Here is a 15,608-nt window from a genome sequence, read left to right as displayed (position 1 = left end):
CGAGTCCAGGTCTGCCGGGCGCCAGTAGCGGCTCACACGGAAAGCCTAGGCCTGGCGCGCGTAAGCCCTGGGCCCCGGGTCTGTAACAGACCGGGGCGCAAGCCAGCAGGCGCCTCAGGCGACCGTGCGGGGGAAGACCCAGACTTTGCTGGCGGGCAGCGACAGCCGGCAAGGGCCGGGCTCGCGCCCTTCGGGGCCGTAGGCGCGCAGGGCCAGGGTATGGGCCGGGTCGGCGTCGGGGGTGCGGAACAGGTACTCCCAGCGGTCGCCCAGATACATGCTGGTCAGGAGCGGCATGTCGACGTGGTTGCCGTCGGGGTCGTCCGCCAGCCGTACCTGCTCCACCCGAATCACGGCGGTGCCGTCCTGGCCTTGGGCCACCCCCGGGCTGGCCTTGCCCCACAGCGACCAGCCGCGCCCTTCGATGCGGGCCTGGCCATCGCGCACCTCGGTGACCTTGCCGTCCAGCCGGTTGTTGCTGCCCATGAATTCGGCGGTGAACAGGGTGGACGGGGAGCCGTACATTTCCTGCGGCGTACCCTGCTGTTCGATCTTGCCGTTGTTCAGCAGCAGGATGCGGTCCGAAATCGCCATCGCTTCGCTCTGGTCGTGGGTCACCATCAAGGCCGACAGGCCGAGTCGGATGATCAGCTCGCGCAGGAAGGCGCGGGCCTCCTCGCGCAGCTTGGCGTCCAGGTTGGACAGCGGTTCGTCCAGCAGGATGACGGGCGGGCTGTACACCAGCGCCCGGCCGATGGCCACGCGCTGCTGCTGGCCGCCGGACAGGGCGTGCGGATGGCGCTGGCCCAGCTTGCCCAGGCCCAGTTGGTCCAGCACGGCCTGCACGCGTTCGCGCACCTCGGCGCCGGGCACCTTGCGCAGCTTGAGCGGGTAGGCCACGTTCTCGAACACGGTCTTGTGCGGCCACAGCGCGTAGGACTGGAACACCAGGCCCAGGTTGCGCTCCTCGGCCGGGACCTCTTTCTTTGCCGCGCCGTCATAGACGACGCGTTCGCCGATGGTGATGCGGCCGCGCTTGGGGCCTTCCAGGCCGGCCACGGCGCGCAGCAGCGTGGTCTTGCCGCTGCCCGAAGGGCCCAGCAGCGACACCACTTCGCCTTGGCGCAGCTGCATCGACACGCCCTTGAGCACCGGGTTGTCGCCGTAATCCAGGTGCAGGTCTTCTACAGAAAGCTCAATCATGAAGTTTGACTCCGAATCGCAGGGCGACGCCCAGGCCGATCACGACCAGAACGATATTGATGAAGGAAAGCGCGGCCACGATGTCGATGGCGCCCGAGGCCCACAACGACACCAGCATGGAGCCGATGGTTTCGGTGCCGGGCGACAGCAGGTAGACGCCGGTGGAGTATTCGCGCTCGAAGATCAGGAACATCAGCAGCCAGGAACCGATCAGGCCGTACTTGGCCAGCGGCACCGTGACGTGGCGGGTGACCTGGCCGCGGCGCGCGCCGGCGCTGCGGGCGGCTTCTTCCAGCTCGGGGCCCACTTGCAGCAGGGTCGAGGAGATCAGCCGCAGGCCATAGGCCATCCACACCACCGTGTAGGCCAGCCACACGCTGAAGATGGTGCTGCGCATGGCGCGCAGCCATTCGATGAAGTTCTCGCGCAGCCATTCCGCGAAGGGCAGGGCCGACAGCCAGCCGCCTTCGTCCAGGGCGTTGTCCAGCCACATCGGCACGAACAGGAACACCCACAGGAACGCCAGGCCGGCCAAGAGGCCCGGCACCGCGCGCGGCACCAGCACGCTGTAGTCCATGAAGCGCGTGACGTTGTCCGGCTTGCGGTGCATGGCCAGGCCCACGAACATGTAGCAGAACACGGCCAGGGCGCCGCCGAACACGCCGATGGCCACCGAGTTGACGATGGCGCGCATCAGGTTGGGCTGCGAGAACACGGTGCGGAACGCGTCCAGCGACAGCACGTCGAACAACGACACGCCCATGCCCCAGTTGGACACGAAGGCGCGCAGCAGCACGCCCAGCAGCGGCACCACGATGGTCACCAGCAGCCAGAACGCCACCACGCCGCCGGCCACCCAGCGCCACTTGCCCAGCGGCAGCGCGCGGGCGCGCGAGGCCTTGCCCTTGACCGTGACGAAGCGGTTGGCGGTGCGCATCAGGCGGCGCTGCAGCATCACCAGGGGGATCGTCATGCAGATCAGCACCACGGCCACGGCGGCCATCAGGTGATAGGACGGGATGCCCAGCTTGTTGGTGAGCTTGTACAGATAGGTCGCCAGCACCAGGTTGCCTTCGGGATCGCCCAGCACCAGCACCAGGCCGAACACCTCCAGCCCCAGGAAGAACAGCAGCACGGTGGCGTACAGCATGGCCGGACGCACCATGGGCAGGCTGACCGACACCATCACGCGCAGCGGCGAGGCGCCGGACACGCGCGCGGCTTCCTCGACATCGGAACCCATGCTGCGCAGCGCCGACGAGATATACAGGTAGGCGTGCGGCACGTGAGTCAGGCCGGCGATGATGACGATGCTGGTCAGCGAATAGACGTTCCAGGGCACGAAGCCCAGGATGTTTTGCGCCCAGGTCGAGAAAAAGCCCACCGGGCCCGCGGCCACCACATAGCCGAAGCCCAGCACCATGGGAGACACGAACACCGGCACCAGGATCAGCGGCTCGATCCAGCGGCGGCCGGGCAGGTCCGTGCGTATCATCAGGAAGGCCAGCATGCCGCCCAGCGGGATGGCGATGACGGCCAGGCCGAAGGCCAGGATGAAGCCGCTTTTCAGGGCCTTGTAGAAATCGGGGTCCGCGAAGATGAAGCGGAACGCGTCCAGGCTGAAGGTCTTGGACGGCGTGAAAAAGGGCGCGGACAGAAAGCTCTGGATGATGATGAACGACAGTGGCACGTAGATGGCCAACGCCGTGATCAGCACCACCACGCCGCGGGGCAGGGACTGCCATTTCGAGCGCAATGACTGCATGGGGAATCCTGTGTTCTTGAATGGCGCGAAGGTCGCGCGGCCGGGTCGGGGGCGACCGCCCCGGCGGCGGTCAGGCGGACGGCGGCGCGCCGCCGTCCCCTACGCGCGAGGCGGCCCGGAACCGTGGCTCCGGGCTGCGCGGCATTACTTGCCAGCCGCGGCGCGCCAGTCCTTGATGAACTGCAGGCGCTTGTTCTGTTCCAGGTAGTCCAGCAGCGTTTCGTTGACCGGAATCGGCTTGAGCGAGGCGCCCAGCTTCTTGGTCATGCCGTCCACATCGTTGTCGCCTTCGATGTCGTCGCGCACGGAGGCCAGGTCGGCCTGGTTCGCCAGGATGGTCTGGCCTTTCTGCGACAGCATGTAGTCCATCCACAGCTTGGCGGCGTTGCGGTTCTTGGCCTTCTTGCTGATGAAGGCCACGCGCGACAGGACCAGCGCGTAGTCGGTCGGGTAGGCCACGCCCAGCGACGGGTCGCTCTTGGCGCGCGTTTCGGCGTAGGAGCCCAGGATGTTGTAGCCGATCAGGTTTTCGCCGGAGGACACGCGTTCCATCATGGTGCCGGTGGACGACTGCACGATCAGGCCGCCCGCGGCGATGCCCTTGAGCGTTTCAAAGTACTTGGGGTCGTTGACCTTGTCCTGCACCGCCAGCATGAAGCCCACGGCCGACTTCTCGATGTCGTAGGTGGTGACCTTGTTCTTGAACTTGTCCGGCTGGCTGGCGATCAGCTTGGCCAGGGCGCCGTGCGTGGTGGGCACTTCGGCGGCGGGGATCAGGCGCTTGTTGTAGATGAACACGGCCGGTTCGTAGGTCGTGCCGTAGGCCGAATCCTTCCACACCGCCCAGGCCGGCAGCTTGCCGACTTCCGGTGACTTGTACTGCAGCGCGTAGTCGCTGGCCAGTTTCAGGGCCGAGTCCATCGACGAGCTCCAGACGACGTCGCCGCTGGTGCCGCCCGCCGCCTGCTCGCTGATGTAGCGGTTGTAGAGCTCGGTGCTGTTCATGTCGTTGTATTCGACCTTGATGCCCGGATACAGCGCTTCGAAGCCCTTGATGACGGGGCCAGCGGCCTTGGTATCGGTGGTCGAATAGATGACGACCTTGCCTTCCTTCTTGGCGCCGTCCAGGATCTTCTGGTAGTCGGCCGGGTAGCCGGCCGGCACTTGCTGCGCAAAGGCGCTGCCGGCGGCAAGGGCGAATGCAGCGGCGCAGGCGGCCGCCAGTTGGGACTTGGCAAGCATGGGTGTGTCTCCGATGAGTCTTGTGGTTGGAGCGGGATCCGTGTCCAGCTTGCGGGCATCTTAGGAGCCGGCGTCTGTCGTCGTCCTGTCATGGCGGCAGGATGCGTCTAGGGGAAATCCCTGGGCGGCGTGGGCGCGAGCGCGTTCGATCCTTACGGCCGCGCGGGCGTGTCCGTCACCAGCCGGATCCAGTTCTGCACGAAGCGCGAATGGCGGCGCTGGTCCAGGCCGACCAGCAGGGCCGGGCTCAGCACCACCGGCTGCACGATGCCCTGGGAACGCGCCAGCACCGCTTCGGAGGTCCAGCGGCCTGGCGTGTCTTCCATGATGGAGCCGAGCGCCGCATGGCTGGACGCCACCTGTTGTCCGGCCGGCGACAGCAGCCAATCCACCAGCGCCCGGCCCAGCTCCGGGCTGGGCGCGGTGCGCGCGATCAGCACCGAGCGCGCCAGCACCAGCACGTAATCCTGCGGAAAGACCACGCCGATGGGCGCGCCCGCGGCCTGCCGCGACAGCGCGTAGGAGCCGAGGATGTTGTAGCCGATGTCGATCTGGTCGTTCTCGATGGCGTCCAGGATCTCGGCGCTGGTGGCCGACAGGCGCACGCCGGCCTGGCCCATGGCGTTGGCCAGTCCCCAGAAGTTCGACGACACCAGCTCGTCCTGCTCGGCCAGCAGATAGCCCACGCTGCTGGCTGCGATGTCATAGGTGCCGATGCGGCCGCGCAGCTTCGCGGCGTCGCGTTCCAGCAGGCGCAACAAGTCCTGGCGCGAGCGCGGCACGGTGGCTTCGGTATAGCGCTTGGGGTTGTAGACGATGACGGCCGGCTCGAAGGTGAAGCCATAGACCTCGTGGCGCCAGATGGCCCAGGAGGGCAGCTTGGCGGCGTAGGGCGAGGAATAGCTCAGCGCATAGCCGTCGTTGGCCAGCCGGATCTGCAGGTCGGAGGCCGAACTCATCAGCACGTCCACGTCCTTCAACTGCCCGGCGACGGCCGCTTCGTAGAGCTCGCGGCTGCCCATCTCGCGGTACACCACGGTGACGTCCGGCCGTTGCGACTGGAAGCCCTGGATCAGCGGCGCGACCACCGGCGTGTCCGTGGGTCCGGCGATGGTCAGGACCCGGGACGTGGGCTGCGGCGCGGGGTAGCGGGTGACGACTTCCGCGATGTCGGCGGCACGTACCTCGGCGGGGGCCGAGCCCAGCAGCAGGCCCGCCATGCACAGCGCGCCCAGGCAGGCGGCTGCTGCGCGCCCCGGCGCGGAACGCGCCAGCGGCAGGATCACGCGCGCCGTCAGGCCGCCGCCCGGACGGTCCTGCAGCCAGAGCGAACCGCCGTGGGCGGCCGCCACCGAGCGCACGATGGAAAGCCCCAGTCCCGACCCGGGCTGCGTTTCGCCGGCGCGGCCGCGGGTGAAGCGCTGCTGCACGGCGTCCTTTTCGTCGTCGGCCACGCCCGGCCCGCGGTCCGACACGGTGAGCGCCACGCGAAAACCCGCCACGGGCGTGGCCTGGATGTCCACGGGGCCGTCGGGCGCATAGCGCAAGGCGTTGTCCACCAGGTTGCGCAGCATTTCGCGCAAGGCGACCCGGTCGCCGGCGATGCGGGCGCGGCGGACCTCGGGCGCGATCTCGATGCGCAGGCGCTGCGCTTCCAGCGGGCCGATGCGGCGGCGCGTTTCGTTGACGGTCTCGGCTACGCCCACCAGCGTGCGCGATCCCTTGCCCAGGCGGTGCGTGATGGTGGCATCCATCAGCAGCTGATTGATCAACTGGCTGGCATGGGTGGCGTTCAGATGGATGCGTTCGAGGCGCGCGTGCAGCCTTTGCTGATCGGTTTCTTCCAGGGCGACTTCGGCTTGGGCGCGCAGCGAGGCCAGCGGCGTACGGACCTGGTGGGCGGCATCCGCCACCAGGGTGTTGAGCGTGCCCATGACGCCGGACAGGCGCTGCATGAAGGCGTTCAGCGCTTCGACCAGCCGTCGCACTTCTTGCGGCACAGGCGTCACCAGCGGCGCCAGGTCGTCGGGCGCGCGGCTGCGCAATTCGCGCTCCACCACGGCCAGCGGCGCGAAGGCCCGCTGCACGCCGAACCACAGCAGGCCCAGCGCCACCAGGGACACCACTACCAGCGGCAGTGCGGTGCGCCCCAGGATCTCGTCGGCCAAGGCCTCGCGCGAGCCCAGCGTCTCGGCCACTCGCACCGTCACCCAACCAGCATGCTGGCTGGCGGACACCAGCCGGCCTACGGTGGCGACGCGCACGGGTTCGTCGTGATAGCGCAGATAGGCGAACACCGGCGTGGCCGACTGCGCCAGCGGCATGCCGGGCGCCAGGTCGTCGTAGCCCGTGATGAGGCGGCCGTTCGAGGTGCGGGCCTCGTAGAACACGCGCTCGCCGCCGGACAGCATGGCCAATGAGGACACCGGCGGTTCGACGGTGACGTTGTTGTCTTCGATCTGCACCGAGCCGGCGATGGTCAGCGCCGACGCCGCCAGCAGCCGGTCAAACGCCTGTTCCGCCGCGCGCTGCGCGTAGCCGCGCAGGAAGAACACCAGCCCGATCAGCGCGCAGGCCAGCAGCAGCACGCCCAGCGCGAAGACACGGCGGCGGATGGAAAAGTTTTCAGGGTTCTTCATGGCTGCGGGCCTGATAGCCGACGCCGCGCACGGTGACGATATCGATCGAGGCGCCCGTCAGCTTCTTGCGCAGCCGCGATATCAGCAGCTCCAGCGCATTGAGCGTGCCGTCGTCCAGGTCGAAGAGCTGGTTCATCAGCCGTTCCTTGGCGACGGTCTGGCCCAGCTTGCCGAGCAGTATCTCCAGCAGACGAAATTCGCGCCGGCCCAGCTCCAGCGGCGCGCCGGCCACGCTGACATCGCGGTTGGCAAGGTCCAGGCTGAGATTGCCATAGACGGTGACGCTGCTGGTCTGGCCGGCGGGGCGGCGCATCAGCGCGCGCAGCCGGGCTTCGAGTTCGCGCAGGTCGAAGGGCTTGACCAGATAGTCGTCGGCGCCCAGGTCCAGCATGTCGATCTTGTCTTCGATTTCGGAACGCGCGGTCATGACCAGCACGGGGGCTTCCAGACCGGCGGCGCGCAGTTCCCGGATGACGGTGAAACCATCTTTGCCGGGCAGGTTGATGTCCAGCACCAGGGCATCCCAGGTCTCGTCCAGGCCCCAGCGCAACGCCGCCACGCCGTCGCGTACCCATTGCACGCTATGGCCGGCGAAACGCAGCTTGCTTTCCACGGCATCGCCGAGATCGAGATTGTCCTCGACCAGCAAAATGCGCATGTGTTGTCTCCGTGTCTTTTGTGGCTTTCGGGGGAGTTTATAGGGGTGTGAGGGTTCTGTGGGTCTTGATGCGGGCGCGGGCTTGGTTCTTAAGACGCCTGTCGCGTCGGCGGCCTGCGGGGCGCGGGGCAACGATTGCGGTCCGGAGCGTTCGCTCCGGACTTGCCTCGGCGGCCCCCCCGTCGTCATCTTCGTCCAGGCCTTCGGCCTTCCCTTCAGATTCCCTCGGGCTTATCGACGCCCCGCGCCCCGCAGGCCGCCGACGCGACAGGCTCTGTCAGTTGAATCTTCACGGGCGCTTGGGGCGGTCGGTGTGCTTGGCATCCTTGCCACGGATAGTGGGTGGGGGCGTGTCTTGCGGGGCCCGCCCCAGGCCGGCCGCGCGGGCGGCCTTTTGGGGCTTACGCGGCGTCTTGCGTCGCGCGATGGCGCTGCGCGCTGGTGGAGGGGGGCGTTCGCGTGGTGACACGCATGGCAAGTGAGAACCGGGTCCGGGTTTGGTAGGGGGCTGTGTCGGGACGATGGCCACGCGCTCGGGTCGGCCCGTAATCGTCACTTCAACGCGGATGCCGGATGGGTGGCGCGCGTCCGGATCTGCATGCGCAAGCGGCTGTCCGTCGCGCGCCACCCATCACCGCCCATCCCCCCAGAGCTGGGGAACCAATAGCAAACGATTCGTCGCATTCGCGCAAGCGAACACAATCGAAATTCAGAAAATCACGTATGTCATTCACGGCCGCCCGCGCGGCCGAGAATGACGGGCAGCACAAGAATCGCCCCTGACCACGGCTCTAGCAGCGCATGAGTCCAAGACGCACGTAGCCCGTCGGCGCGGGCGCCTGAGGGGTGGGCAACCTCGATGCGCCCGAGGGAATCTGAAGGGAAGGCCGAAGGCCTGGACGAAGATGACGAAGGGGCAGTCCGGAGCGAAGGCTCCGGACCGCAATCGTGGGCGCCCGCCACTCAGGCGCCCGCGCCGACGGGCGGCCTACGAAGAAATCGCAGCGCATCGCCCAAAGACGCCGGAGCAAAAGAAACCTACTCCTGCCCACCCACAGCAGGACTGATCTCCCCGATATACCGGCAATCCAGCTCCAGAGACAACTCATCCATCCCCAGAATATCAATCTCCACCGCAGTCCCCCGCTCCAGCTCCGGCATTCCCCCCACCCGAGTCACCAGCGGCGCATTCGCGAACCGCACCAGATCCTCGCGCAGCACGTGCGCCACCGTGCGGGTCACGTTGTGCTGCTTCAGCCAGCGCAGGCACCAGTAGCGTTCCATCGCGCTCTGGAACTCCGCCCAGGCCGCGTATTGCGCATCGAAGGCGCCGATGATGGCGAACAGGTCCGCGTCGCGCGGCTTGAAAGGGGCGACCAGGCGGGCGGACACGCCGTGCTCGACCGCAGCGATCAACTGCCACTGGTTCACCAAGTCCACATAGCGGCGCAGCGGTGAAGTGCTCCAGGCGTACTGCGGCACGCCAATGGCCTCGTGCGGCAGGGCCTGGGTGCTCATGCGCACGCGGCCCGCCTGTTGCGAGCGGTAGATGCCCGGCACGCCATGCTGGTGCAGCAGGCCGCCCCAGAGGTTGTTCGCCAGGATCATGTATTCCGCCACCATGCGGTCCAGCGGCGCGTTGCGCTGGCGCGGCACCAGGCGTACCGGCGTGTCGGGATCGTCGGGGTTGCCGTCCAGGTAGAAGCTGTACTCCACCCGCGAATTGTTCTCAGGCTTGCCGCGCACGTTCTCGCGCTGCGCCGACAGGGCCTGGGCCAGCTTCCACAGCGGGCGCAGCCAATGGCCGTAGGGCAGGTCGGCCGACGGATCGGACAGGCTGGCTTCCGTGACCTGGGCGTCCAGCATGTTGTGGCGCAGATTCTCGCGCACCACGATACGTTCCAGGCGGGTTTCCGATTCGATGATTTCGCCGGTTTCCGGATCGGCCACCACGTACAGGGACAGCGCCGGCACTTCGCGGCCGGCGTCCAGCGAGAACGCCTGGATGATGCTGTCCGGCTGCATGGGGATCTTGTCGCCCGGCATGTAGACGGTGGACAGGCGCGCGCGCGCCAGCTTGTCGAAATCGCTGTCGCGGGTCACGGTAATGCCCGGGGCCGCCACGTGCACGCCGACGCGCAGGCGGCCGTCGGGCAAGGTGGAGACGGACAGCGCATCGTCGATTTCCGTGGTCGTGACGTCGTCCACCGAATAGATTTCGGCGTCGGACAACGGCAGCTCGCGGTCGATGGCAGGCAGTTCCAGGTCCGGGAACGCCAGTCCGCGCGGGAAATTCACCGCCAGGAAGCGGCGCTTGTGCAGCGCCAGCGCATGCGGCCAGGCGCCCAGTTCCAGCAGCAGGCGGTCGGGGCTCTTGCCCAGCTTGGCGCAGGCGGCGTCCAGCGCCTTCCATTGCTGCGAATTCTTGTCCGGGCGGATCAGCAGCGACTCCGCGGCCTGGGCGATGGGCTCGGGCAGGCGTCCGGCAGCCATTTCATCCACCCATTCCTGCTGCTGCTCGGCCTGGCGCTGCTTTTTCTCCAGCGCGGCCAGGGCGGCGGCCAGAATGTCCGGCGGGGCGGGGCGGTAGCGGCCCTTGCCGCGACGGTGGAAGTACGCCGGCGCGCCGTGCAGGCGCATCAGCAGCGCGGCCTGTTCCACCGGCGTGGGCGCGTGGCCGAAGTAGTCGGCGGCCAGCGCGGGGGAGTCGAATTCATCCTGCGGCGCGCATTCCCACAGGAATTGCAGGTCCAGCGTTTCGGCGGTCGCGGCCGCCTGGCTCATCAGCGCGGCCGGTTCGGGCGCGGCGAAGTTGAACAAGGTGTTGGCGCGCTTGATCTTGCTGCGCTTGCCGGATTCCGATTCCACCTGCAGGCTGGCGTCGGTCTCGGACAGGATATTGCCGGCCTTGAAGCTGCCGTCGTCTTCGTAAAACACATACATGGTGGGGATCGTCCTGGGCGGCGCGCACGCGCCGCCTTGCGCTGCTTATAGAGTGTAGAAGTCTGATACTGATTATTGGGGGCGAACCTGCTTGTCGCCAAGGGCGAATTCAAGCACTTCGGGCATCCAGTCCGCAAAATCGGACAAACCGTGGTCGCTGCCTTGCACGATGCGCTGGCGGCAGCCCGCGTAGCGGTCGCGCATCTCGCGCCAATCCAGCACCTCGTCGCCGGTGGCCGCTACCAGGAGGTAGCGGTCGGGCTGGGAGATGCGGGGGACATGGATGGCGGCCAGTTCGTCCACGTATTCGGGCAGGAAGACGAACGGCGCGTCGGAATGATACATGCGGTGCTCGCCGATCTGGGTGGCGAGGTCGCGGGCGGCCTCGACCGCCGGATTCAGCAGCACCGCCTTGCAGCCCAGCTGTTCGGCCAGCCAGGTGGCATAGAAGCCGCCCAGCGACGAGCCGATGATGGTCAGCGCACGGGGCGAGTCCGCGCCTGCCAGCTGGCGCCGGGCGATGTCCAACGCCTGCGCGACGGCTTCGCGCGGGCTGGCGGGCAGTTGCGGGCAGGCCCAGGCCGCCGACAGGCCGCGTTCGGCCATGGCGTCGGCCATCATCCGGGCCTTGAAGGAGGTCGGCGAGGAACGGAAACCGTGCAGATAAAGAATCATGGCTCGCCTTTGCGGTGTCTTTGCCGGAATCAGCCGCGCGCCTGCAAGGCGTCCAGCAGCTTGCCGTGCACGCCGCCGAAGCCGCCGTTGCTCATGACCAGCACCTGGTCGCCCGGACGCGCCGCGCCCGCCACGGCGGCGACCAGCGCGCCGATGTCATCGTAGCTGGAAGCGCGGTCGCCCAGGGGCGCCAGCACTTCGGCCGGATTCCAGCCCAGGGCGTGCTTGCCGGAATGGGCGCCGAAGCAGAACACCAGATCGGCGTCGGTCAGGGCCTCGGGCAGGCGGGCGGCCATGGTGCCCAGTTTCATGGTGTTGGAGCGCGGTTCCAGCACGGCCAGGATACGGGCCGGCCCGACCTGGCGGCGCAGGCCTTCCAGGGTGGCGGCGATGGCGGTGGGATGATGCGCGAAATCGTCGTAGACCTTGATGCCGTTGACCGTGCCGCGCAGTTCCATGCGGCGCTTCACCCCCGCGAAGCGACTCAGGGCCTCGATGCCCTGGGCTGCCGGCACGCCCACGTGTTCGGCGGCGGCCAGAGCCGCCAGCGCGTTCATGCGGTTGTGCTCGCCCGTCAGGTTCCAGCGCACGGTGCCGGCAGTCACGCCGCCGCGCAGCACGCTGAATGCGCCCTCGGCATCCGGAGCCGTCGCCTGCCAGGCGCCATCGGCGCCGAACGTGACGGTTTCGGACCAGCATCCGCGCGCAATCACGCGGTCCAGCGCCGCGCAGTGGGCCGGGCGCACGATGCGGCCCGATCCAGGGATGGTGCGCACCAGATGATGGAACTGGGTCTCGATCGCTGCCAGATCGGGGAAGATGTCGGCGTGATCGTATTCAAGATTGTTCAGGATGGCCGTGCGCGGACGGTAGTGCACGAACTTCGAGCGCTTGTCGAAGAAGGCGGTGTCGTACTCGTCCGCCTCGATCACGAAGGGGCGGCGCGACGGATCGAAGCGCGCGGACACGTGCAGGTCCTGTGCTACGCCGCCGATCAGGAAATTGGGCGCGAGCCCCGCAGCTTCCAGCACCCAGGCCAGCATCGAGCTGGTGGTGGTCTTGCCGTGGGTGCCCGCCACAGCCAGCACGTGCTGGCCGGGCAGGATGTTGTCGCCCAACCATTGCGGGCCGGACACGTAGCGCGCGCCCGAATCCAGGATGGCCTCCATCAAAGGATTGCCGCGGCTGACCACGTTGCCGATCACGAAGAGATCGGGCTTGAGCGCCAGCTGTTCGGCGCCGAAGCCTTCGATCAACTCGATGCCTTGTTCGGACAGTTGCGTGCTCATGGGCGGGTACACGCCCGCATCGCAACCAGTGACCTTGTGGCCGGCGGCGCGCGCGATCAGCGCCAGACCGCCCATGAACGTACCGCAGATGCCAAGAATATGCAGGTGCATTGAAAACTCTCCTGTCCTGCATTGTATATATATAGAGTGGCGGCCAGCCGCGGCCCGCGCGGCGCAAACCTGCGGCAGCGGTTATGATCGCGCCATGAATCGACGCCTACTTCTTTCCGCCGGCGTGGCCATAGCCGCCACGGTTGCGGGCGGCTACACCCTGATGGGCCGCAAGACCTCGACGCCCTCGGCCGCAGCCGATGCCGGCGATCCCGTCGCCGCCCTGATGCAGATGCCGCTGCCCGACCTGAACGGGGCGTCCCATACGCTGGCGGGCTGGAAAGGCCAGCCCATCGTGGTCAATTTCTGGGCAACCTGGTGCGCGCCGTGCGTCCGAGAAATGCCCGAACTCGACGTTTTGCAGAAAAAGTACCCGCATGTACGATTTGTCGGCATTGGTGTCGATTCGGCTGCGAATATGCAAAAATTTGTCGAGAAAGTACAGGTTTCCTACCCCTTGTGGGTGATAGGGGCCGGCGCCATCGATACATTGCGTAAGCTGGGAAATCCCAGCGGCGGCCTGCCTTTTACTATTGTTTTCAATGCAGATGGCGGAATTAACCGGAAGATATTGGGTGAAATCCAGCCCGACGACTTGGATCGCACCCTATCTGGTTTAAAGGCGTAAGTCTGTTGGACAAATAGTAGGAATTGGCGTAAAAAGCTGGTTTATCGGCTGTTTTGCCAACAATTGGCAAACCACTCATTGGCAAGCGCATGGCGCAAAACATACTGGTATTGCATGGCCCGAACCTGAACCTGCTCGGCACCCGAGAACCTCACATCTACGGCAGCCTTACGCTGCAACAGATCAACGAGGGACTTGAGCTGCTCGCAGGCGAACTGGGCGCCACGCTGACAGCGTGGCAAGGCAATCACGAAGGCGCGCTGGTTGACCGCATCCAGGCGGCCCGGCAAGACGGCACCGACTTCATCATCATCAACGCGGCGGCATATACGCACACCAGCGTCGCAATTCGCGATGCGCTGGCTGGGGTCGCGATCCCATTTATTGAAGTACATTTGTCCAATCTGTATAAGCGAGAGCCCTTCAGGCATCACTCTTATCTGTCCGACTTGGCGGTAGGCCTCATCAGCGGCCTGGGCGCGGATGGCTACGAGGCGGCTCTGCGTTACGCAGTGCGGCACTGATCTCGCACCAAACCACAGCATTTACATCTTATACGGCGCGGACCCGACGCTGGGACGTCGCCGACACTATCTCGGGAAGCAGCTTCTATGGACCTCCGAAAACTCAAAACCCTGATCGACCTGGTGGCTGAATCGGGCATCGCCGAGCTGGAAATCACCGAAGGCGAAGGCAAGGTGAGGATCGTCAAGTTCTCGCAGACCTTGCAACCGGTCGCCTACCACCACCCCGAAGCCGGCGTGCCGGCGGCGCCGGTGGCCCAGGCCGTCGCTCCGGCCGCGCCCGCCGCCGCCGAAGCTGCGCCGGTGATCCAGGGCCATGTCGTGAAGGCTCCGATGGTCGGCACGTTCTATCGCGCGCCGAACCCGGGCGCCGCGCCGTTCATCGACGTCGGCGCCACCGTCAAGGAAGGCGATCCGCTGTGCATCATTGAAGCCATGAAGCTGCTCAATGAAATCGAAGCCGACAAGTCCGGCGTCATCAAAGAAATCCTGGTCGAAAACGGCGAGCCCGTCGAGTACGGTCAACCCCTGTTCGTCATTGGCTGATAGCTGAAAATGTTCGAAAAAATCCTGATCGCCAATCGGGGCGAAATCGCCCTGCGCATTCAGCGCGCTTGCCGCGAGCTGGGCATCAAGACCGTGGTGGTGCACTCCGAAGCCGACCGCGAAGCCAAGTACGTGCGCCTGGCCGATGAATCGGTGTGCATCGGGCCCGCGCCGTCGCGTGAAAGCTACCTGAACATGCCGGCCATCATTTCGGCGGCCGAAGTCACGGATTCCGAGGCAATCCACCCGGGTTACGGGTTCTTGTCCGAAAATGCCGACTTCGCCGATCGCGTCGAAAAGAGTGGCTTCGTCTTCATCGGTCCGCGTCCCGACACCATCCGCCTGATGGGCGACAAGGTCAGCGCCAAGCGCGCCATGATCGAAGCCGGCGTGCCGGTGGTGCCGGGTTCGGAAGGCGCTTTGCCCGACGATCCGCAGGAAATCGTCCGCATTGCGCGCGAAGTCGGGTATCCGGTCATCATCAAGGCGGCAGGCGGCGGCGGTGGCCGCGGCATGCGCGTGGTGTACACCGAGGCTGCGCTGCTGAACGCCGTCACCATGACGCGTTCCGAAGCGGGCGCCGCGTTCAACAACCCCGAAGTCTATATGGAGAAGTTCCTGGAGAATCCGCGCCACGTGGAAATCCAGGTGCTTGCCGACGGCGGCCGCAACGCGGTCTGGCTGGGCGAGCGCGACTGCTCCATGCAGCGCCGTCACCAGAAGGTCATCGAGGAAGCGCCGGCGCCCGGCATCGCGCGCCGCCTGATCGAGCGCATCGGCGACCGTTGCGCCGATGCCTGCCGCAAGATGGGCTACCGCGGCGCGGGCACGTTCGAGTTCCTGTATGAAAACGGCGAGTTCTATTTCATTGAAATGAACACCCGCATCCAGGTCGAACACCCGGTTACCGAGCTGATCACCGGCGTGGACCTGGTCCAGCAGCAGATCCTGATCGCCGCCGGCGAAAAGTTCACGCTGCGCCAGCGCGACATCACCTTCAAGGGCCACGCGATCGAATGCCGCATCAACGCGGAAGATCCGTTCCGCTTCGTGCCCAGCCCCGGCCGCATCACCAACTGGCATACGCCGGGCGGTCCGGGCGTGCGTATCGATTCGCATGCGTTCAACGGTTATTTCGTGCCGCCGAACTACGATTCGATGATCGCCAAGGTCATCACCTACGGCGACACGCGCGACCAGGCGCTGGCCCGCATGCGCACCGCGCTGTCGGAAATGGTGGTGGAAGGCATTTCCACCAACATCCCGCTGCATCGCGAAATGCTGCAGGACGCCCGCTTCATCGAAGGCGGCACCAGCATCCATTACCTGGAACACAAGTTGGCTCAGCGTCCCTGACCGCGATCCGGGGGCTTTCCGCTCCCGGG

Annotated in this window: 12 protein-coding genes; 4 read left to right on the top strand and 8 right to left on the bottom strand. The window is 66.4% G+C overall.

Annotated features, from left to right (window positions below):
* Positions 1-114: 114 nt before the first annotated feature.
* The 8 genes from IB257_RS29365 to mpl all read right to left on the bottom strand — a co-directional run bounded on the left by IB257_RS29365 (position 115) and on the right by mpl (position 12,525).
* Positions 115-1,203: an ABC transporter ATP-binding protein gene (locus tag IB257_RS29365; RefSeq protein ID WP_125471209.1), complete on the bottom strand. Its 1,089-nt coding sequence runs from the start codon at positions 1,201-1,203 to the stop codon at positions 115-117.
* On the bottom strand, positions 1,196-2,968 hold the full coding sequence (locus IB257_RS29360; RefSeq protein ID WP_054459000.1) for an iron ABC transporter permease: 1,773 nt from the start codon (positions 2,966-2,968) through the stop codon (positions 1,196-1,198). The genes IB257_RS29365 and IB257_RS29360 overlap by 8 nt, the downstream gene beginning before the upstream one ends.
* Before the next feature lie 144 nt (positions 2,969-3,112).
* Positions 3,113-4,210 (bottom strand): ABC transporter substrate-binding protein, encoded by a 1,098-nt coding sequence (locus IB257_RS29355; RefSeq protein WP_192330157.1) that lies wholly within the window; start codon positions 4,208-4,210, stop codon positions 3,113-3,115.
* A 152-nt stretch (positions 4,211-4,362) separates the two neighbouring features.
* Positions 4,363-6,849: an extracellular solute-binding protein gene (locus IB257_RS29350; RefSeq protein WP_119450717.1), complete on the bottom strand. Its 2,487-nt coding sequence runs from the start codon at positions 6,847-6,849 to the stop codon at positions 4,363-4,365.
* Positions 6,836-7,507 (bottom strand): response regulator transcription factor, encoded by a 672-nt coding sequence (locus tag IB257_RS29345; protein ID WP_192493202.1) that lies wholly within the window; start codon positions 7,505-7,507, stop codon positions 6,836-6,838. Before IB257_RS29345 ends, IB257_RS29350 begins: the two co-directional genes overlap by 14 nt.
* 1,038 nt (positions 7,508-8,545) lie before the next feature.
* Positions 8,546-10,450, bottom strand: coding sequence for a ribonuclease catalytic domain-containing protein (locus IB257_RS29340; RefSeq protein ID WP_054458317.1), 1,905 nt, complete (start codon positions 10,448-10,450; stop codon positions 8,546-8,548).
* 72 nt (positions 10,451-10,522) lie between these two features.
* Positions 10,523-11,125 carry a YqiA/YcfP family alpha/beta fold hydrolase gene (locus tag IB257_RS29335; RefSeq protein ID WP_054458319.1) on the bottom strand — a complete coding sequence of 201 codons (603 nt, stop codon included), beginning with the start codon at positions 11,123-11,125 and terminating at the stop codon, positions 10,523-10,525.
* A 29-nt stretch (positions 11,126-11,154) separates the two neighbouring features.
* Positions 11,155-12,525 (bottom strand): UDP-N-acetylmuramate:L-alanyl-gamma-D-glutamyl-meso-diaminopimelate ligase, encoded by a 1,371-nt coding sequence (gene mpl / locus IB257_RS29330; RefSeq protein ID WP_192493201.1) that lies wholly within the window; start codon positions 12,523-12,525, stop codon positions 11,155-11,157.
* A 94-nt stretch (positions 12,526-12,619) separates the two neighbouring features.
* On the opposite strand from mpl, the gene IB257_RS29325 reads away from it, so the two are divergent.
* From IB257_RS29325 to accC, 4 genes are all read left to right on the top strand, one after another.
* Positions 12,620-13,153: a TlpA disulfide reductase family protein gene (locus IB257_RS29325; protein WP_054458322.1), complete on the top strand. Its 534-nt coding sequence runs from the start codon at positions 12,620-12,622 to the stop codon at positions 13,151-13,153.
* A gap of 89 nt (positions 13,154-13,242) precedes the next feature.
* Positions 13,243-13,677 (top strand): type II 3-dehydroquinate dehydratase, encoded by a 435-nt coding sequence (aroQ, locus tag IB257_RS29320; RefSeq protein ID WP_013391376.1) that lies wholly within the window; start codon positions 13,243-13,245, stop codon positions 13,675-13,677.
* A gap of 87 nt (positions 13,678-13,764) precedes the next feature.
* A complete protein-coding gene (accB, locus tag IB257_RS29315) occupies positions 13,765-14,223 on the top strand; it encodes an acetyl-CoA carboxylase biotin carboxyl carrier protein (RefSeq protein WP_054458324.1) in 459 nt (152 codons plus the stop codon).
* 9 nt (positions 14,224-14,232) lie between these two features.
* On the top strand, positions 14,233-15,579 hold the full coding sequence (gene accC, locus IB257_RS29310) for an acetyl-CoA carboxylase biotin carboxylase subunit (protein WP_054458326.1): 1,347 nt from the start codon (positions 14,233-14,235) through the stop codon (positions 15,577-15,579).
* Positions 15,580-15,608: the final 29 nt, after the last annotated feature.

Origin of the sequence: Achromobacter sp. ACM03 (assembly GCF_014851665.1) — a bacterium.
GTDB classification, from domain to species: domain Bacteria; phylum Pseudomonadota; class Gammaproteobacteria; order Burkholderiales; family Burkholderiaceae_B; genus Achromobacter; species Achromobacter aegrifaciens.
Note: the sequence above shows the minus strand (reverse complement) of the source record. Positions and strands in the feature narration are given on the sequence as shown.

Coding starts and splice junctions, on each gene's coding strand:
- aroQ (WP_013391376.1), top strand. CDS start 13,243: ATGGCGCAAAACATACTGGTATTGCATGGCCCGAACCTGAACCTGCTC.
- IB257_RS29325 (WP_054458322.1), top strand. CDS start 12,620: ATGAATCGACGCCTACTTCTTTCCGCCGGCGTGGCCATAGCCGCCACG.
- IB257_RS29335 (WP_054458319.1), bottom strand. CDS start 11,125: ATGATTCTTTATCTGCACGGTTTCCGTTCCTCGCCGACCTCCTTCAAG.
- IB257_RS29365 (WP_125471209.1), bottom strand. CDS start 1,203: ATGATTGAGCTTTCTGTAGAAGACCTGCACCTGGATTACGGCGACAAC.
- IB257_RS29340 (WP_054458317.1), bottom strand. CDS start 10,450: ATGTATGTGTTTTACGAAGACGACGGCAGCTTCAAGGCCGGCAATATC.
- accB (WP_054458324.1), top strand. CDS start 13,765: ATGGACCTCCGAAAACTCAAAACCCTGATCGACCTGGTGGCTGAATCG.
- IB257_RS29345 (WP_192493202.1), bottom strand. CDS start 7,507: ATGCGCATTTTGCTGGTCGAGGACAATCTCGATCTCGGCGATGCCGTG.
- accC (WP_054458326.1), top strand. CDS start 14,233: ATGTTCGAAAAAATCCTGATCGCCAATCGGGGCGAAATCGCCCTGCGC.
- IB257_RS29350 (WP_119450717.1), bottom strand. CDS start 6,849: ATGAAGAACCCTGAAAACTTTTCCATCCGCCGCCGTGTCTTCGCGCTG.
- IB257_RS29355 (WP_192330157.1), bottom strand. CDS start 4,210: ATGCTTGCCAAGTCCCAACTGGCGGCCGCCTGCGCCGCTGCATTCGCC.
- mpl (WP_192493201.1), bottom strand. CDS start 12,525: ATGCACCTGCATATTCTTGGCATCTGCGGTACGTTCATGGGCGGTCTG.
- IB257_RS29360 (WP_054459000.1), bottom strand. CDS start 2,968: ATGCAGTCATTGCGCTCGAAATGGCAGTCCCTGCCCCGCGGCGTGGTG.